This is a genomic window from Nostoc sp. FACHB-110 (assembly GCF_014697425.1).
Lineage (GTDB): Bacteria > Cyanobacteriota > Cyanobacteriia > Cyanobacteriales > Nostocaceae > Nostoc_B.
The window spans coordinates 111,548-131,744 of sequence record NZ_JACJRU010000001.1 but is presented as its reverse complement, the minus strand read 5'-3'; the positions used below and the strand labels follow the sequence as shown (position 1 = coordinate 131,744).

Here is a 20,197-nt window from a genome sequence, read left to right as displayed (position 1 = left end):
CAATGTTATGTAGAACGTTATTTCTAGCGATAGTAACAATCTTTTAACTACTGGGAACAATAAACCAGAACCCCTTTTTGAAGAGAAAAGGGAGAAATGATAATTTTGTAACTTGTAGTTAAAAATCAATGGTAAATCTAGCTGGATACCAAATTAGTTCTACACTTCATGAAGGAATTCAAACAATTATCTATCGGGCGCAAACGCCAGAAAAGCAGCAACGGGTCATCCTCAAATTGCTAAAAAATGAGTTTCCCACCCTAGAAGCTCTGACTCGTCTGAAAAATGAGTATCAAATTCAACAAGGTTTAGACCATCCCAACATAGTTAAAGTTATTAGCTTAGAAAATTTTGATCATCGGGTAGGTTTGTTATTAGAAGACTTTGGCGGTCAATCTTTAGCACAACTTTTACAAACCGAAAAACTAGACTTAAGACAATCTTTAAAAATTACAATTCAATTAACTAAAGCTTTAGATTATCTTCATAAACACCAAATTATTCATAAAGATATCAAACCCAGTAATATCATCATTAACTTTCACTCAAATGAAGTTAAACTGGCAGACTTTGGTATAGCTTCACGCCTGAATAAAGAAACTCCCCAATTTACTAATCCTAACTGTGTTGAAGGCACACTCGCCTATATGTCTCCTGAACAAACAGGGAGAATGAACCGCACTCTTGATTACCGGAGTGATTTTTATTCTTTGGGAGTCACTTTATATGAAATGCTAACCAAAAAAATTCCATTTCTCAGCGATGATCCCTTAGAAGTAGTTTATCGGCATATTGCAGTTTTACCATTAAATCCCCAGGCTTTAAATCCTGAAATTCCTACCGCCATTGCAGATATCGTCATGAAACTGATGGCGAAAAACGCTGAAGAGAGATATCAAAGTGCAACGGGTTTATTAGTTGATTTAGAATTCTGTCTCAATCAATTAGAATATCTACAAGAAATTACTGAGTTTATCCCGGGACGTTTAGATGTTTTAAGTCAGTTATTAATTCCTCAAAATTTGTATGGTAGAGAAACCCAGGTTCAAGAACTTTTAAAGGCGTTTACTAGGGTCACTAATGGGACTAGTGAAGTTATCTTAGTATCTGGCTATTCTGGTATTGGCAAATCTGCTTTAGTTAATGAAGTGAATAAACCCATTACTCATCGCCAAGGTTACTTTATTACGGGTAAATTTGACCAATTAAAACGGAATATTCCGTACGCGTCATTAATTCAGGCTTTTTCCTATTTAGTGCGCTGCTTATTAACAGAAAGCCAAGAAAAAATTGCTACCTGGCGGTATAAAATATTAGCGGCCTTAGGCAATAATGGCAAAATTATTATTGATGTTATTCCTGAAGTTGAATTAATTATTGGCACTCAACCAGAAGTACCTCAATTAGGAGCTACAGAATCCCAAAATCGCTTCCATCGGGTTTTTGAAGAGTTTATTCAAGTGTTTACCCAGAAAGAACACCCATTAGTTATCTTTCTGGATGATTTACAATGGGCAGATTCGGCCACTTTAAATTTAATCAAAATTTTAACTACCAACCCCAACAGTAAATATTTATTGTTTATTGGAGCTTACAGAGATAATGAAGTTAGCTCTACTCATCCGTTAATTCAAACAATTGCCGAAATCAAGAATCATGGCACATTGATTAATGATATAGTTTTGCAACCTTTAGATTTAAATAATGTTCAGCAGTTAATTGCTGACACATTACAAACCAGCCACCATAGTGCTATAAATTTTAATATTTTTCATCAAAATATTTGGCAACTGTCCGAACTAATTTTTAATAAAACTGGTGGTAATCCCTTTTTTATCACGCAGTTATTACAAGTACTTTATCAAGAAAAACTTTTAAAGTTTGATTTTCAGAGTGTGACATGGCAGTGGAATTTAGCCGAGATTCAAGCTATTGGAATTACTGATAAAAATGTGGTTGAATTAGTGGCAAGCCGCCTAGAAAAGCTACCACAAACTACCCAGGATGTTTTGAAATTAGCAGCTTGTGTAGGTGATAGATTCAGTTTAGATGTATTATCAGTAATTTATGAGCGATCGCCATCAGCTACAGCTACTGATTTATACCCAGCATTACAATCAGGCTTAATTCTACCACTTAACGAAGCTTACCGGATTCCTTTAGTATTTAATCAAGAAGAAGCAGTAAATTTGAAGGTTGATACTTCCCGCATCACTTATAAGTTTTTACACGATAGAGTCCAACAAGCAGCTTATTCACTAATTCCCGAAGCTGATAAAACAGCCACTCATCTCAAAATCGGTCAACTGCTGTTAAAAAATACCCCGAAAAATGAAATTGAAGCTAACATTTTTGATATTGTGAATCAGTTAAATGTCGGTACTGCTTATTTAACCGAACAAGCCGAAAAAACTGAGTTAGCTAAGTTAAATTTAATTGCAGCCCAAAAAGCCAAAGCATCTACAGCTTACGAAGTAGCCCTGAAGTATTTAAAAACAGGTATAGAACTTTTAAGTATAGATGCTTGGGAGAGTGAATATAAATTAACTTTAGGTTTATACGAAGGAGCCGCCGAAGTTGCTTATTTGAGTGGCAACTTTGAGCAAATGCAGCAGTGGGCTGAGGTGGTATTACAAAATGCCAATAATTTATTAGATAAAGTTAAAGTTTATGAAGTAAAAATTATCTCGGCGATTATTCAAAGCCAACAACTAACAGCTATTCAAACTGCATTATCAGTACTAAATTTATTAGGAATTGAACTACCTGAAAAACCAACTCCTAGCGATATTCAGCAAGGAATAGATGATATAGCTGTGAAGTTGCAAGGACAAGCAATTGCTGATTTAATTAACTTACCCTTAATGACCGATCCGCAAAAAATTGCCGCCATGCGAATTCTCATGGGAGTTCTCCCAGCAGCCTTTCAAACTGCTCCTGAGATGATGCCTATTATTGCTTGCGAAATGGTCAATTTATCTTTAAAGTATGGCAACACATCTGTTTCTGCCTATGGCTACAGCCTTTACGGTTTAATTATGTGTGGTGTGCAAGGAAAAATTAATTTTGGCTATGAATTTGGCAAACTAGCATTAAACCTAGTATCTCAGTTTAATTCGGAAATTAAAGCCAAAATTTTAACGGTTGTCAGCGCTCATGTTATGCATTGGCAAGCCCATGCAAAAGAAACACTAACAACTGCCAAAATTGGCTATTTTAGTGGTTTAGAAACAGGAGATTTAGAATATGCTGGCTACTGTGGTTATATCTATCCTTATCATTCATTTTGGCTAGGCAAAGAACTATTAGTTTTAGAACCGGAACTGGTAGCTTACTGTGATTCTCTACAAAAAATTCAACAGCAAGTAGCCTTAACTTGGAACAAAATTTATCTCCAAACAGTATTAAACTTGCGCGGTAACGTTGAAAATGTTTGCTGTTTAACTGGTGATATCTATAATGAGCAGATAATGTTGCCAATTCATCAACAAGTCAACGACTTGTACACCATGAATCATTTATTTGTGAATAAGCTCATGCTCTGTTATCTCTTTGAAGAATATGAACAAGCGGTAGATAACGCTGTCATGGCTGAAAAATCTTTAGCTGGCGTTACAGGGCTATTTGTAGTGCCATTATTTTATTTTTACGATTCTTTAGCACAACTAGCAATTTACCACACTGCTACACAAGCCACACAACTATCTATTTTAGAAAAAGTCCGCAATAATCAACGCAAAATGGAACTTTGGGCTACTCATGCCCCAATGAATCATTTACATAAATTCTATTTAGTGGAAGCTGAAATATACCAAGTTTTGCGGCATAAGCTAGAAGCAATGGATTACTATGAACTTGCCATTAACAAAGCTCAAGAAAATGGCTATATCCAAGAAGCAGCTTTAGCCTATGAGTTAGCAGGCAAATTTTACAAATCTTTAGATAAAGAATTAATTTATCAAACTTATCTGACTAAAGCTTATTATGCCTATATTCGTTGGGGTGCGATCGCTAAAGTTAAGCATTTAGAAGTCAAATATCCTTTCCTAGTTCAACAAACCAACGTCTCCAGTACTTCTAAGCTCAAATCAGATTTAACTCACATGACCACCAGTACGACTACTAGTAGTGGTTTAAGTGATTTCTTAGACTTTAATACTTTTGTCAAAGTTTCACAAGCAATTACCAACGAAATTGTTCTAGAAAGCTTGTTGAGTAAGTTAATCAAAATCTTACTAGAAAATGCTGCCGCCCAAAAAGCAGTATTATTACTGGTGAAAGATAACGAACTATATATTGAAGCCTCTGGTAATGTGATTGATGACTACGCTATTGTTTTACAATCAGTTCCCCTGAATAACTATCAAGATATCCCTTTATCAGTCATTAACTATGTTTTAAAAACGCAAGATAATTTAGTTTTAAATAATGCGAGTAATACTGAGCCATTTCGATTTGATAGTTATATTCAAGCCAAGGAATCAAAATCTATTCTGTGTTTGCCCATTATTTATCAATCAAAACTGACTGGCATTATTTACATCGAAAATCAAATCTCAACAGGTGCATTTATTCCTGAAAGAGTCAAAGTATTGCAAGTACTAGTTTCGCAAATGGCTATCGCTATTGAAAATGCTCGCTTGTATACTACCGAGCAAGATAAGTCAAAGCAATTAACACAATCACTTCAAGATTTGCAAGCCGCCCAACTCCAAATTATTCAAAGTGAAAAAATGTCATCTTTAGGTAATTTGGTTGCAGGCGTAGCTCATGAAATTAATAATCCTGTAGGATTTATTACAGGTAACATTGATTTAGCCAAAGATGCGATTCATGATTTAATTGATTATTTAAAACTTTATCAATCTACATTCCCTAATCCTGGTGATGATATTGCTGAAAAAGCAGAAGAGATAGATGTATCTTTTTTGCTAGAAGAGTTACCTAAAATGATTGAAGGGATGAAAACAGGTACAAAACGCATTCGAGAAATCAGCAATTCTTTGCGAACTTTTTCACGGGCTGATACAACATCTAAAGTATTAGCTAATATTCATGAAGGTATTGATAGCACCTTAATGATTTTGCAGCATCGGATTAAAGCCAATTATGACCGTCCCGCTATAGAAATTATTAAAGAGTACGGTGATATTCCCTTAGTGGAATGTTATTTAGGACAATTAAATCAGGTATTCATGAATATTTTAGCGAATGCGATCGACGCTTTAGATGAAGCTATAACTAATAGTAAAGTAGGAGATAAATCAGTTCATCATCCTCAAAAAATTACTATTAAAACTGCCATATCTGAAGATACAAAAAATGTAGTTATCAAGATTAAAGATAACGCTCAAGGCATGACAGAAGAAGTAAAATCATCTATTTTTCAGCACTTATTTACTACTAAAGCTGTAGGTAAAGGTACAGGGTTAGGTTTGTCTATTAGTCGGCAAATTATTGTAGATAACCATAGTGGTAATTTAAGTTGTGAGTCTGTGATAGGTGAAGGAACCGAATTTATAGTTTCTATTCCGATTTCCGGTTAGTCGTTTAAGTGAGCAGTTTTGATATCCCCGACTTTTTCCTAAAATCGGGGATATTTTAGTTTTTGTATGTAATTAAATATAGAATCCGGTTTGATTATTGAAATTATCTGCCTAGGAGTAGGGAATGGGTAGTGGGGAGTAACAAAGAGTGATTTTGGGGTATGGATTTTTTTCAAAAATCAAATATGAGTCCTATATATAGGAAGTTAGGACTTACGCAAGAACCCTCTCGAACTCTTATAACTTCGTGTCCTTTGCGCCCTTTGCGGTTCGTTTTTTCATAATTTTGCGTAAGTCCTGGAAGTATTATTAACTTTATGCAATTTATACAGATACATAAAATATTTATAAATTAAAAGGGGTTTTACTTAGCTTCTCAAAATTTTAATTACTATTATCATTTTTTCTGTATAGAAATAATTTCGTTATATTTATCAATTACTTTTAATTAAATGCCTTGTTATAAAAATTATAGATAACCCCAAAATATTCCAATAGTGATTCATGAATACTTTCATCTACAGTCAATTTAGGCTGACAAATTCATGTAAAATCACATTATTTCTTGGCAATTAACCATAAAAGTTAGTAAGGAATTCTATGGAGACGATAAAAGGTAGTCAACCATTATTATCTCGGACTATTTCAATGCTATTAAATCGGTTAAGTTTGATTTTAATAGCAATAGTCATGGTGTTATTTATCGGAGGTAAATTTGAACTAGCAAGTGCATCTCAAACTAATGCTGAGTCAGAAATTCAAGAGTTGGCAATGTGTTACGCATTAGGCACTGACGCTATTGGTAGGGGAAATCTGCAAGAAGGAAAAGACATTTATAGTAATTGTTTTACTCCAGATGCAGTTATCACTGCTATTTTTCCTAGTGGAGCAAGTGCAACAAGCTATAATCCAAATGATTGGGCAAAGTTTGTGTATTCAGTATTTCAAGGAAACGGATACAAAGCTACTCAACATTTGATAGGAACAGTAAACATTTCTGTCAAAAATAATCAAGCATCAATGTCTTCATATCTCCATGCTACTCATGTACTTTCCGATACTAGTATTGATGTTGCAAACGGTACATATGTAGACGAAGTTGTAAATAAAAAAGGCAGTTGGAAAATCAGTCGTCGCACCCTTAAATTAATTGATTTCTTAAATCTTTCCTCTCCTGCTTCTGCTAATTCAGCTGCTTCTAACTCTAGTGCAACAGCTACTAATTCTTTTGCTGCTGATACTTCTAGTAATACATTGAGAACATCCCAGAGACCGTATATACCTAGCTCTGAAAATTAATTTCATAGGTATGTAATAATTCAAATTGAGTTGATAAAAAATAGGGCAGGTAAATTACCTGCCCTATTTTTTTAAGTAAATTTTGCAGTTCTCTAGCGATAATTCGTAAATTGTAGAGCGACTGGATAGTCTTCTTGTTTTAATCTCTGGATGACTGTTTGTAGTTCATCTTTAGATTTAGCCGAAACTCGTACAGCATCACCTTGAATGGATGCTTGTATCTTCTTGAATTCATCTCGAATCAGTTTAGAAATTTGTTTGCCAATATCTTGACTGATACCTTTTTTGAGAGTAACTTCTTGGCGGACTCTGTTACCACTAGCAGACTCAACTTTACCAAAGTCAAAAATCTTTTGAGAAAGACTACGCTTGGCAGCTTTTTCTCGCAGAATATTGTGTACAGAGTCTAAGGTAAACTCACTGTCAGTATTAATAGTTATGGTTTTTTCTCCTAATTCGACAGTAGTTTGAGTATCTTTGAGGTCATATCGACTGGTAATTTCGCGGACAACTTGATCGACTGCGTTAACTAATTCTTGTCGATCAAAGTCGCTCACAATGTCAAAGGAGTAAGTAGAAGCCATAGAAAATGTTGAATTTTAGATTGTGGATGAGGTAGTTTGTAACCGATAGTTTCCTCTTCCCTACGCTTAATTGTTTGCTTGCACAATGCTCAAGAAAAAGAGAGTGGCAGAGCCAACAGAACTAATAGCAAACATAAGCGATCGCAAAAGCGGTATATTCAAAATATAAAAAATAGAATATAGCAAACGAGCCACCACAAAAGCGATCGCCGCCACCACCGCCACAGCAGAATTAACATTAGTTATGTATGCCATCAACGCAGCGACAGCAAAAATCATAAATGTTTCAAAAGAATTTTGATGCGCCCAAGTAGCTCTTTGAGCGTAAGCTGGTAATTTATCAAACATAGCGCGAGGTGCGGACATATCATATCCCACACTCCAGCGAGCGTAACCCACCACTAAAAACGGCAGATAAATTAATCCAGCAGCTGCGGCAATACAGTACAAAAAAATAGTCATTAGTTAATAGCCCATAGTCCATTGTCTATAGTCCATAGTCCATCGTCTATAGCCCATAGCCACCCAGTTATTTGACTTTTGACTATTGACTCTTGACTATTGACTCTTGACTAATCAAAGTAGAACAGAGTTACTACTTTTCTTTGTTCTTCCGCATCTCCACAAGTTTGTAGCAAAGTGCGGCTGTCATGAAATGCAAAGCAAATTAATTGCTGGCAACGGGAAACTATCTCTTTGTTACAGATGTAACTAGCTTCAGCCAGCGACAGATTATCATTGCTAGGATTTTCTACCAAATGCATCACCTGTTCTAGCTGCTGGCGAGACTCTAAAGGCTGACGTTCTAAGCTTTGGGGAAGAATGACTGTCAGCAAATTGGGATCGGCGCGCATTGCTCCCTTAATGGCAGCAGAATTAGTCCCGGTTGCACCAGAGGTAATAATCCGATTTCCTGATAAAACCAAGGCATAGGTCATCATTTCAATCAGATTTTGATGCGTAATCGGTACATGACGTGAACCCAGCAAAGCAATTCGTTTAGAACCTGTTTGCTGGATTGTCGCCAGTTCTTGCGCTAATGTATCGAGGTTGATAAGGTCTATTGACTGGCTCAAAGATGGAATTAATCATAATTAAACAACCCAGCTATTCTACCAAACAGAGTGTAGATGAGCAGCCAAATTGAATCAGACATTATTGCAATTTATGAATATAGCAATCAAACAATAATTCGCCACCATCAGAAATGGCAGCGAATTATCTTCACCCTGATTAACATCAAAATATGGCAAAGATGACTGAGCCTTGATGCTCTCATAATTTTCCAGTTATGAGATTAAGGTAATACCGCAGCCGGAGTTAAGCCGAGTTTAGATAATAAACGCTCAATATCAAAATACTCAGAGGTCAATTGCCGAATACACTGTAGTTTAATCGGTTCGTGGACGCGTACTTGACCAAAAGTGCGGTCAACAATTTCTACAGTGGTTAAGGTGTCTAAGTCAACAGATAAAATGGGGATTTCTAGTTCTTCGGCGCGGCTGAGAATAAATTGCGGTGGTGGTAATTGCCCGGTGAGGATGAGACATTGGGTAGATGTTTCTAAGGCAGCTTGTTGAATTTCTACTCGATCGCCGCCTGTCACCACAGCCATATTACGCCGTTTGCGGAAATACTTGACAGCAGCATTGACGTTCATCGCGCCAATTGCCAAGCTTTCTACCATCAAATCTAAGCGATCGCTCCGACACAGAACTTCGGCATTTAACTGATTGACTAGTTCACCTACACTGACACTCCGTAGTAAGTCATTTTTTGGTAGCGTTCCTAGTACCGGAATATCCTGCTGTTCTAAAAACGGGCGGACAATATTTTCCACCATTTCTAGTTCTTTGGCAGGAATATCATTCAGGACAACACCAACTAGGCGATCTCCTATGCGCTGTTTTGCGGTGAGTAAAGCATCTAGCGATAGTAGCGAATTATAACGCGTTACTAACAACACAGCCGCATCTAAAACTTCCGCCACTTGCAACGCTGATAAATCAAACAGATGACCCTCTGTTAAATTTCCCGGCCCCTCTAGTAAGACTAAATCTCCTCGAGAAACTTGTAAATATTCCTGTACTAACGACTGCCGATAATTAGTATTATCTTCGCCACTTAAACGTTTCTGCACACTGACTTGATCTAAAGCCAACATAGTAGGCGCAATGCGGTTCGCTGCTAGGTTAAGACTAGACGCAATAAACTGGACATCTTCTTCGACTATGGTTCCACCAGATGTTTTCAAACAAGTTCCCAACGGTTTACCGTAGGCAATATCCAGTCCTTTTTGCTGTAGCTGATAAGATAACCCCAAAACTGTTGCAGATTTTCCACTGTAAGTTTCGGTTGAGCCAATCAGCAGATATTTAGCAGATTTTGGCACACATGCACTCCTAATTTCAAAAGGAAGTAGAACCCAGCTAGGTGTTTACTAATTTTAGTTGGTTCCAGCAAAAGACTTACGCTCTTAGCGAGCATAGTTTTTTAGAATTAACATTTTTGTGGTTAAAATATTTGCTTTAATTGACAGTATTTCTGAGATGAAGCTGATAAATACTGAGTTTTAAATTTAATGTCTGAACTGTTTTTAACTTGATACTAAATTTAGTTAATAACTTATAGCTCAATGTCTCGGCCAATCAAGATATAGGGTAGATTTCAGAAAAAGCAATTTTTCCTACTTTCCTACACCCTAGACCTTTACGGAATCAGTTTATTCATCAATACGGAGCAATTTTCGATAAAAAGATTGAGAAAAGTCCGGCACACGATAACGTTTATAGTTTTCCATTAATTCAATCAAAAAACTAATAAACTCAAAGCTGGCCATCATCACTTCATAATTGAGGTCAGCATTACCATCAAACTGCATTCGACAGCGAGTCAAATCTGAAGGCAAAGTTGCCACATTCCAAGAAGCAACAAAGGGAATATTTTCACTAGCTTCTATCTTGCGGTGTCCTTCTAAAATACCTTTTTGGTAAAGACTAATGGCATAAGGCAAGAAATTACGCTTTGTACCTTGGATATAAGGCAAGTAAACGCTAGCTTGCTGCTGAGTTGCAGGTTGTAGTTGCTCAATAGACATTGTTGAATATTCCTCAAGTTGGCTGAACTGGGGATATTAATCTTTGTCAATAGTATTCCCAAAAAAATCTCTGTAATCCACACTACAGAATGGTAAGTCTAAGAAAAATCGGTAAAAATCTTTTGCCAAAATATTAAAGAAATGTAAAAAATAAATAAGTAATTCTTTGTATTTTGTCTTTTTAGTTTTGACTTTGTGATAGTGCCAGCAAAGTTACTACTAAGAAATATTAAAATTTCGGTTACAATAAGGCTGCATTAGCTTTTATTCAAGCTGGGGCAATAGCCGCAAAAAAACCTAGCATTAGGCAATAAACGCGCTTATTGCAATGCCTCATAACCATAAGCTGTGTTTAGCTAGTCATTACTTTGCTTCATCTGATTTAGCCTCCATCAGGCTACAAACCCCTGATGCAGCAAGTAACCACAAGTCACACAGTTAAAGTTTGACGTTAGATAATTCCCAGCTTATTTATGGGTGTAGAAAAATACTGGTATTGCATCAAGTAAACTATGCCAGCGAACTCCTGGCCGGAAAACGATTCATACAAAGAGCTTGAAGCACTTGACTCTCTGTTAGTTGACCTATCGGCGACAGAAGAGCCACTGGTAGGGACAAATCGATTGTCTCAACCATCCCGGTTTCAAGGACGTAGAGGTAAAGCTGCTCTAGTTTTGTCAATAGTCTGGAGCGGAACAATCGCTCTACACTTTGCTTCTTGGGCTTATATTTTTGTCCTGGGATTGACCACAATTTTAGGACTTCATGCCTTAGTAGTTGTATTTGCTAGACCTCGCCGCTATCAAAAAGAAATGCAGGGCGAATTGCCCACTGTATCTTTATTAGTAGCAGCCAAAAATGAGGAAGCAGTAATTGGCAAATTAGTCAAAAGTCTTTGCAATCTCGACTATCCAGATGGAAAATACGAAGTTTGGATAATTGACGATAACAGTACTGATAAAACACCGCAAGTTTTAGCAGAACTGGCGCAAGAATACAAAAAACTCAAAGTACTGAGGCGTTCCCCCCAAGCTGGTGGTGGTAAATCAGGAGCATTAAATCAAGTTTTGCCACAGACAAAAGGCGAAATTATTGCTGTGTTTGATGCTGATGCTCAAGTGCCATCAGACTTGTTACTCCAGATAGTACCTTTGTTTCAAAGAGAAAAAGTTGGTGCAGTACAAGTGCGTAAAGCAATAGCCAACGCTAAAGAAAATTTTTGGACTAAGGGACAGATGGCAGAAATGGCTCTGGATACTTGGTTCCAACAGCAGCGAATTGCTTTAGGTGGCATTGGCGAATTGCGGGGTAACGGTCAATTTGTCCGACGCACAGCCTTAGATAGTTGTGGTGGGTGGAATGAAGAAACCATCACCGATGATCTAGATATGACCTTCCGCCTGCATCTGGATAACTGGGATATTGAGTGCGTATTCTACCCAGCCGTGCAAGAAGAAGGTGTCACTACTGCAGTTGCGCTTTGGCATCAGCGCAATCGTTGGGCTGAAGGCGGCTATCAACGCTACTTAGATTACTGGGATCTAATTCTCAAAAATCGCATGGGAACCCGCAAAACCTGGGATATGCTCATGTTTATGATCTCCATGTACATCTTGCCAACAGCTGCAATTCCAGACTTATTAATGGCAATTGCTAGACATCGCTTGCCACTTTTAGGCCCGGTTACTACCCTATCAGTATCTATGTCTGTTGTGGGTATGTTCGCCGGACTGCGGCGGATACGTCAAGAGCAAAAATTCACTGTTGCGACCTATCCTGTGTTACTCCTCCAAACCCTACGCGGCACATTATATATGTTGCACTGGTTAGTAGTTATGAGTAGCACAACGGCTCGGATGTCTATCCGACCAAAACGCCTGAAATGGGTGAAAACTGTACACTCCGGTAGCGGGGAATAGAAAGGCAAAAGTTAAAAGGTAAAAGGCAAAAGAATGTTTTTCTTTTGCCTTTTTGTTTAATATGAAGACTAAATAATTTCAGACTTCAGACTTCAGCCTTCAGCCTTCTTCTACTAATCATCGACTTCAACTTCCTCTACCCAGTCAGTTGCAGCCGTAGAACTAGATAAATCTGCGTTATCTTCAGCAAAACGGATAATTTGCCCATCAAAAAATTGTGCCAAATGTTGGGCGGCTCTGGTTACTTCGTCCCATTCTTCAGAAGAACTTTGAGTTGGTTGCGGCGGTGAAGTTTCTATCCTAGCTATGCCATTGTTATGGCCATTATGATAATGATTTACTGGAGCTTCAGATTTTACTGGTGCGGGTGTAATTGTCGGTTGCGAGATGGGTGTTGGTGTAACTGGCTGCGGTGCTGATGACTTTTGCTCATACTTAACAGCTGGTGATTGCTGAATGCGATTAGCACCGTTTGTTGATGGTTCTTTTTTGACGACAGTAGAATTTGCAATATTCGCTTTTTCGAGGCTAACTTCGACTTGACGGTTGACAGTCTGCTGAAAAGCAGCTGCAATCATCGTTACGTCAGATTTAACTTTGTCATACCATGCTTGTTTTACACCTACACGCGCAGTTGCACCATTAAACTCAATCAAATGGCACATTTGGCCTAACAAGGCGCGACGAGGTATTTGTTGAATATTATTTAATACCTGCTGCCAAAGATCATTAATTTCTAATTCTCCAGTGGTTGGGGGTGTGGCTATTGCCGGGGGAACTGTTTGTGTAGGTTCAGTTGGTTGGACTGGGGGGGGAGTAGATGCCGGAAGAGGGGGTGAAACAGGTTGCTGGAGAGCAGTTACAGGGGCTGCTGTTGCTTGGGGAGGTGGTGGTGGTGATTGATGATGGTTGGTTGGCGGTAGTACAGATGCCAAAGGTGGGGGTGATGGGTGATGGTTGTTTTGCGGTATAGGTTGACGAGGCAAAACAATTGCTGTTGGCTGTGTAATACTCGCGCTGGGTAACAATCCCAGTAGTGTTACTTCTAACCACAAACGCGGTTGAGTAGTATTTTTTAGTTGTAATTCTGCGGTTCTCAGGTGTTGCTGTCCTGCCAAAATTGTACTTATTGGCAACTGTTGTGCTAATTCTACTAACGCTGTCCAAGTTGGGCTGGTACAAGCTACTAAATCTTGGCGACTGGGTGCGGTTTTGGCGATGAGTAAGTCGCGGTAGAGGTTGGCGAGGTTTTGGAGAATGGTCAGTGGTTCGCGCCCTCGCTCTAGAATGTAGCGGCTACAGTCTAAAACTGCTTCTGGGCTATCTTGAGCGATCGCATTTAATAATGCTAACAAATCCCGTTCGCTCACAGAACCGACTAAATCCCAAACTCTATCGGGTGTAACTTCCCCCGCTAACAAGGCTAATTGGTCAAGCAAACTCTCTGCATCACGCAATCCCCCTTGGGCAATTTGAGCTACTAGGGTGATGGCTTCATCCGAAATATCAATGCTTTCTTTCATGGCGATCGCAGTTAAATGCTTGACCATCGCCTCTAGTTGAATGCGTCTAAAATCAAACCTTTGACAACGAGAAATAATTGTCGGTAACACTCGCTGGGGGTCTGTGGTTGCTAAAACAAATACTACGTGTTTAGGTGGTTCTTCTAGTGTCTTTAATAACGCGTTAAATGCCTGATTACTGAGCATATGGCATTCATCAACTACATACACTTTATACCGACACTGTACTGGGGCGAACTGGGCTTTTTCTATGAGTTCGCGGATATTATCGACACCAGTATTACTGGCAGCATCAATTTCAATTACGTCTAAAGAATAGCCTTTAGTGATTCCCTGGCAAACATCACACACGCCGCACGGCTCAGGCGTTGGCTTGTCACTTTTGAGACAATTAAGTGATTTAGCCAAAATTCTGGCACTCGAAGTTTTACCCGTACCTCTCGGCCCGGTGAACAAATAAGCAGGGGCAATTTTCGCTGTACGGATAGCATTTGTAAGGGTGGTTGCGATCGCCTCTTGCCCCACCAGTTCAGCAAAACATTTTGGGCGATACTTGTGGTGCAGGGGTTCGTAAGGCATGGAGAGGAAAATGTCAGTGCATTTTCAAAATTAATTTTTACACAAGCGCCCAGATTGGCGTTCAAATATTTTAAACGCAGGCTGTCGGTTTTTTATGAATTATAGTACATTTGAACTAAAAATCCAAGTCGTAAAGGTTAAGATTTCCTACTTCACACTTCACACTTCCGTCTTGAGTTAGCGCGATCGCTACAATCTTAGGGTACACAGTACTTTATGGTGGAACAAATGCTCAAGCGGTTCATTCAATGGCTCAAAAAGCTCTTTCAAGGCTTATTCGGGAGAAAATCAACTTCACCAAAAACAGCAGCTAGCATCGAAAAAGAGCCAGCACCACTTCTGAGCGATACAGATTTAGAATTTCTCTTTACTGAACTGTTAGAAGGTGTACATCAAGCGCGGGGTCAAGCTTGGGCGTTGAAGTGGTTTCAAAATATTGAACATCGGGTATCAAAAGAACGCTGGATAGAATGGTTAGGGCGTTTTGGCAATCGCTTATTAGCAGCACCGAATCCCAACAATGAATTAGCCGCACGCTTAGTCCAGTTGGGTGATTTGGGTGTGGGTGACATTGGAGATGTAGCTTATGAAATCGGGATGCAGTTATTAACCCGCAATTCTGGCGAACCGATTTGGGAGTATGACGGGCCGGATGTCATCAGTACCAACTTTGCTGCACCAGATAGTTACGTAGAATCACAAGACATAGCCACAGAAGATACTGGTACGGAAACAGATTACCAAACCGTTACCCTAGAGCAGTTGTTTGGGATGATGCAGGAAGATCCAGACTTACGCAAGCAAATAGCCCAGCAGCTAGCAATAGACTCAGATGACGCGGAAGAAATTATCAAGGAATTGATTAATCAGTACTACACACCAAATCAGTCAAATTCTGATGAAGCTCAAGCTTGACTAAATTAAAAGTAAAAAGTACAACTGCAAAAGATTTTGTGATTGTTTTTCGAGTCCAGCATGAAAACTGACTAAGTTTTGTATATTTTTGATAAACATCTACCCGTCAAACCCGCCAGTAGCAGTGGGTTTCACTTAAATTTATATTGATTTTTTTGACACAACGATCGCTACAATCTAGGATAAACAAAACCTTCAGAGTATGTGCAGATGCTCACGCAGCTATGGCAGTGGCTTAAAACACATTCAAATCAACCCGTTGGTAGTAAGCAGGCTATACAACCTCTAAGGGAACAGAAGATGGGGGAACCACCTCCTGAGCTAACTAATGGCGATTTAGAAATTCTGTATACCCAATTGCTAGAAGGTGTGCATCAAGGAAGAGGGCAACAGTGGGCAATCAGATATCTACAACGCATGGAAGACCGCATTAGTACTGAGCGTTGGCTAGATTGGCTACTGGAGTTTGGCGAAAAATTGCTGAATTCATCTGTAATTAACCAGCAGCTAGCTGGGCAAATGGTGGAACTTGGTGAACTCAATATCGGCAAAGTTGGAGACCTTTCTTATGACATTGGTATCCGATTAATAACGCGGAATCTTGACGAAGGTCATCAACATTTTCAAGATTCCACCGTTGCAACTACTGATACCAATGATGAAACTGCGGCGAGTTCTCCCGGACAAGAATTACTGCGTAACTTTGGCGAAATGCTTTGGGAGTATGAAGAATCTGCACAAAATCGCCCAGAAACCACAACATCAGCCTATGAAGTATCTACCGAAAATGTAGAAGAAATTGTTTGGGAGTATACAGGCGAAGCAACTGATCCATCAGCATCATTGTGGCAGTACCCAGAGGCAGCATCTACTCCACCACAGGCAAATCACTGGGCGAACACCATCCCAGCTTGGGAGTACGAAACAGAAGCATCCCACTCACCCCCATCAGAAGAAACTCCAAAAGAGTTCATTATTACCCCATCTCAACCACCTGTACCGGAAATGACACCGGAATCGCTGTGGGAGTATCCCCTAGAAGAATTTGCCGCTATTTCATCACCCCAGGAAAATGTCACGCAAAATTTAGCCGCACCCCCCAAAGAAGATAAACAAGAAGAGTTAACTGCCTCAGCAGTAGTATTTCTACCTCCGGCAGAGGAAGATGTAATTGGCGATTTAAGCGAGTTGTTTTTGGAATATCCAGAACCCACGAGAATCGTGAGAACAGCAGCAAACTCTACAAAATTATCGCCAGGAAATGCTTGGGATCAGTCGTTAGCAAATTTAGATCCCAATGTTGCTTACACCTTAGATGAACTGTTGGTCAGGTTGGAGCAAAGTGCCCATTTAGTACAACAGTTAGCGGTGAATCTGACAACACAACTCAGCCAGCCTATAGCGACGACAACTAATCCAGTAAATACGCCTATCCAAGCTCAAGCCTGGTTTTATCAGGGTCTACAACAAGCAAAAGCTGGAGATTTAGTAGGGGCGATCGCATCTTATGATCGTGCCATTGAACTACAACCAGATGCTTATGATTATTGGTTTAACAGAGGTTTGACACTATTCCATTTAGAGCGTTTCGCCGAAGCGGTGGCCGCGTATGATACAGCTATCGACCTGAAACCAGACCACTATAAAGCATGGTACAACCGGGGTGGCACTTTAGGGGAACTGGGACTATTTGCAGAAGCGATCGCATCTTTTAATCAGGCAATCGAAATTCATGCTAATTACCCAGAAGCTTGGGCGAGCAAAGCTTTAGCACTGCTGAAGTTAGGGCAAATCGGCGAAGCTCTCGCTGCTTACGACCAAGCCTTGGAATTGCAACCCCAAGACCCAGAAACTTGGTATTACCGAGGCATTGCCCTCGCTGTCAGTGAACAATATACAGAAGCGATCGCCTCTTATAATCAAGCTTTAGAACTGCAACCAGACTATTACGAAGTTTGGATTGACCGGGGTGTAGTTTTATTTAATTTAAGACAGTGGTCAGAAGCAATTGCCTCTTGGGATAAAGCCTTAGTTCATCAACCAGATTTTTATTTAGCTTGGTATAACCGTGGTGTCGCACTCGATAACTTAGGCAAGCGCGAAGAAGCAATTGCTTCCTACGAAAAAGCCATTGCGATTAAACCAGACTTTCACCTTGCTTGGTATAACCAAGCCGTCGCATTATTTTATTTAGAACGATACGCCGAAGCGATCGCTTCTTATGACAACGCTTTACAAATTAAACTCGATTACTGGGAAGCTTGGATAGGGCGAGGCACAGCCATTGGTCATGTAACTAATGTGGATACGCCATTACTATTAACAAATCTCGCCGCCCTTAATCCCAACTTAAAACAAGGCACTTATGCAGGCAAACTCGCCAGTTACGAGCAAGGTTTAAAACACATCCGTCCCGATACCCACCCTGAAGGTTGGGGGAGATTGCATTTTGCCATTGGCAATACACACTACGAACAAGGTAAAAAACACCCAGCATCTCGCCAAAGTTGGCGCAAAGCAGTAGTGGCTTATAATCAAGCACTGTTAACTCTTAGCTGGGAAGGTTTTCCCCAACTGCATTTAGAAATTTTGCAATCTTTAATCAAATTGCTGTTGAGTTTAGGACAAACTACCCAAGCCCAAGAATTACAACAACGTGCCTTTCAATTATTAGAACAACTCCTGAGTGATCAAACGCTGACAGATGAGGGGAAAAAACAGTTAGCACTGAAATTTGCCGGACTGGGACAATTAGCAGTTGACTTTTGGGTAGAATCTGGTGATTTAGTAGAAGCTTGGGAACTGGCAGAACAGGAAAAAAATGCTTGTTTACAGTGGTTGCTGTTTGGTTGGCAAGATGAAATTTACTCGCCTAACTATCGTGCAGTTCAACATCTGCTTAACCCCAATACAGCAATTATTTATTGGCATATTAGCCCAGCGGCTCTGCATACTTTTATTATTAAAGATGAAGCACCATCACCGATATTGGTCTTTACGCCAGTCCAATCACTAGGTAACACTGCTGCAACGCCTTTACAAGAATTACCCTTACCCGAAGCAGCAAGAAGGTTAATTGCTTTTGAAAACTGGCTAGAAGATTGGAGCCAGGCATATCACGATTATGGCGAGCAAGCACAAGACCCCCAAACTAAAAGTAACCATCCCTGGCGATCGCAGATGCTACAAAGGCTCTTAAATCTGCAACAAATTCTCGAAATTTCCACAATTACTCAAGAGCTTGAAGGCATCACTAATTTAATTTTGGTTCCTCACCGAGATTTACACAGATTACCCCTACATTTACTGTTTAATCTCTCTGATTTTGAGACTGAAATCACAATTCCCGCCACAAAATTTACTACTACTTATTTGCCCAGCATTCTCACGGGTTTAACTTTACAGTTTGAAAGCATCGCCCAATTATCAGATCAAAAATTACTCAGCGTTGAATCTCCGACAACTACAGGTTATGTCGCCCCCAAATTTGCCAAGTTAGAATCGGAAGTAATCAGCCAAATGTTTGCTCAATCTCAACGTATTCAAGAGGTAGATGCTACTAAAAATATGGTAGAAACTGCCTTAGCTGAAAATTACAATATTTTCCATTTTACAGGTCAAGTTATTAACAATTTTCGTGACCCAACCAAATCGGAATTAGCATTAGCAGGTGAAGATAAAATCACCCTAGAAGAAATCTGCCAAAAAAATCTCAGTAGTTATCAATTAGCTATTTTATCAGCTTGTCAATTGGTGCATCAAAACAACCAAAATATTCATACGGAATATGTTTCTGTCGTTAATAGTTTTCTTTGTGCCACAGCACCGCGAGTTATTAGTACTCTTTGGTATGTAGAATCAACTGCTAGTGCTTTATTAATCATTGAGTTCTATCGGCGACTGCAAATGAATAAAACACCAGCCACCGCCTTAACAGAAGCTACTGCTTGGTTACAAGCAGTCACCGCAGGCGAATTAACCAAATGGTATGAAGATTTAATTAAATCTCTGCATCCTGACGAATTAAGAATTAGAACTTATTTAGCAACACATTTATATAGACTGAGTAAAATAGTCCCTGATAAACAACCCTATAATCATCCTTATTATTGGGCAGCATTTATTTTAACAGGTACAGCCAATTAATTAAATATAGCGTTGCCAAAATTTTGATCAACCCGACTTCTTCAAGAAGTCGGGGGTAATGATTTACAAATTACTAGAAAGTCTAGGGCTATTTAGCAAACGTCTGTGAATAAAAATTGCTCCAAAATTAATTACCAAACAGGTAAGTGCTAGAGATAAAAGAATATAAGTCGGAGCCATCACTACCCCAGCCATAAACCAACTATATACGTGCAGTATCATTACCACAGCAAAAATACTAGTTGCTCCTACAAGTACTTGCACTTGATATATGGGACGACGTAAGAAAGTAAAAATAATCGTTAGCAGTGTGGCAATTAAATTTGCGGGTACGAGAAAGGCACAAACACCAATACAATTGGTACGAGAAAAATCAGCCAAAGCATTAAAATCTATCATTAATTTATTTCGACATCAACATTTTAAAGTTAATAAATTTAATACATTTTTATGTATACTAACTAACACTAACGTAATTTAAAGTGAATACTCCGCCAATGTTACATAAATTAAATAAAACAAATCAGATAAATATTATAAATAAGCAATATTAAAAAATAAAATAATTTAGGTGGGAAATCCCCACCTA

13 protein-coding genes are annotated in these 20,197 nt (G+C 39.1%); 6 read left to right on the top strand and 7 right to left on the bottom strand.

Translation table 11 applies throughout. The features are described from left to right. Positions 1-128: 128 nt before the first annotated feature. Both H6G69_RS00410 and H6G69_RS00405 read left to right on the top strand, forming a co-directional pair. Positions 129-5,546 carry an ATP-binding sensor histidine kinase gene (locus H6G69_RS00410; protein ID WP_190680441.1) on the top strand — a complete coding sequence of 1,806 codons (5,418 nt, stop codon included), beginning with the start codon at positions 129-131 and terminating at the stop codon, positions 5,544-5,546. Positions 5,547-6,146: 600 nt separating this feature from the next. Further along, entirely contained in the window at positions 6,147-6,845 is a 699-nt protein-coding gene (locus H6G69_RS00405; RefSeq protein ID WP_190680439.1) for a nuclear transport factor 2 family protein, read from the top strand. Between the two features lie 92 nt (positions 6,846-6,937). On the opposite strand, the gene H6G69_RS00400 is transcribed toward H6G69_RS00405, so the two are convergent. From H6G69_RS00400 to H6G69_RS00390, 3 genes are all read right to left on the bottom strand, one after another. Next, a complete protein-coding gene (locus H6G69_RS00400; RefSeq protein WP_190680437.1) occupies positions 6,938-7,429 on the bottom strand; it encodes a YajQ family cyclic di-GMP-binding protein in 492 nt (163 codons plus the stop codon). Between the two features lie 66 nt (positions 7,430-7,495). Then, positions 7,496-7,891, bottom strand: coding sequence for an MAPEG family protein (locus H6G69_RS00395; RefSeq protein ID WP_190680435.1), 396 nt, complete (start codon positions 7,889-7,891; stop codon positions 7,496-7,498). Between the two features lie 110 nt (positions 7,892-8,001). Further along, positions 8,002-8,505 carry a hypothetical protein gene (locus tag H6G69_RS00390; RefSeq protein ID WP_015112345.1) on the bottom strand — a complete coding sequence of 168 codons (504 nt, stop codon included), beginning with the start codon at positions 8,503-8,505 and terminating at the stop codon, positions 8,002-8,004. 54 nt (positions 8,506-8,559) lie between these two features. On the opposite strand from H6G69_RS00390, the gene H6G69_RS34300 reads away from it, so the two are divergent. Further along, entirely contained in the window at positions 8,560-8,688 is a 129-nt protein-coding gene (locus H6G69_RS34300) for a hypothetical protein (protein ID WP_277883327.1), read from the top strand. Between the two features lie 38 nt (positions 8,689-8,726). Here the strand turns inward: H6G69_RS34300 and H6G69_RS00385 are convergent, their stop codons facing one another. Together H6G69_RS00385 and ebsA are read right to left on the bottom strand one after the other, a co-directional pair. Beyond that, the gene (locus H6G69_RS00385; RefSeq protein ID WP_190680433.1) at positions 8,727-9,821 is read right to left on the bottom strand and encodes a DRTGG domain-containing protein; all 1,095 of its coding nucleotides are present in this window, start codon (positions 9,819-9,821) and stop codon (positions 8,727-8,729) included. Positions 9,822-10,151: 330 nt separating this feature from the next. Further along, the gene (gene ebsA, locus H6G69_RS00380; RefSeq protein ID WP_190680431.1) at positions 10,152-10,526 is read right to left on the bottom strand and encodes a type IV pilus biogenesis protein EbsA; all 375 of its coding nucleotides are present in this window, start codon (positions 10,524-10,526) and stop codon (positions 10,152-10,154) included. Positions 10,527-11,038: 512 nt separating this feature from the next. On the opposite strand from ebsA, the gene H6G69_RS00375 reads away from it, so the two are divergent. Further along, positions 11,039-12,445: a glycosyltransferase family 2 protein gene (locus H6G69_RS00375; RefSeq protein WP_190680430.1), complete on the top strand. Its 1,407-nt coding sequence runs from the start codon at positions 11,039-11,041 to the stop codon at positions 12,443-12,445. Between the two features lie 113 nt (positions 12,446-12,558). Here H6G69_RS00375 and H6G69_RS00370 read toward each other — a convergent pair whose 3' ends face one another. After that, a complete protein-coding gene (locus H6G69_RS00370; protein ID WP_190680428.1) occupies positions 12,559-14,547 on the bottom strand; it encodes a DNA polymerase III subunit gamma/tau in 1,989 nt (662 codons plus the stop codon). A gap of 216 nt (positions 14,548-14,763) precedes the next feature. Between H6G69_RS00370 and H6G69_RS00365 the strand changes: the two genes are divergently transcribed. Both H6G69_RS00365 and H6G69_RS00360 read left to right on the top strand, forming a co-directional pair. Next, entirely contained in the window at positions 14,764-15,462 is a 699-nt protein-coding gene (locus tag H6G69_RS00365; RefSeq protein WP_242071935.1) for a hypothetical protein, read from the top strand. Positions 15,463-15,672: 210 nt separating this feature from the next. After that, positions 15,673-19,608 (top strand): tetratricopeptide repeat protein, encoded by a 3,936-nt coding sequence (locus tag H6G69_RS00360; protein ID WP_190680426.1) that lies wholly within the window; start codon positions 15,673-15,675, stop codon positions 19,606-19,608. Between the two features lie 63 nt (positions 19,609-19,671). Here H6G69_RS00360 and H6G69_RS00355 read toward each other — a convergent pair whose 3' ends face one another. Next, positions 19,672-20,007 carry a hypothetical protein gene (locus H6G69_RS00355; protein WP_190680424.1) on the bottom strand — a complete coding sequence of 112 codons (336 nt, stop codon included), beginning with the start codon at positions 20,005-20,007 and terminating at the stop codon, positions 19,672-19,674. Between the last annotated feature and the right edge of the window lie 190 nt (positions 20,008-20,197).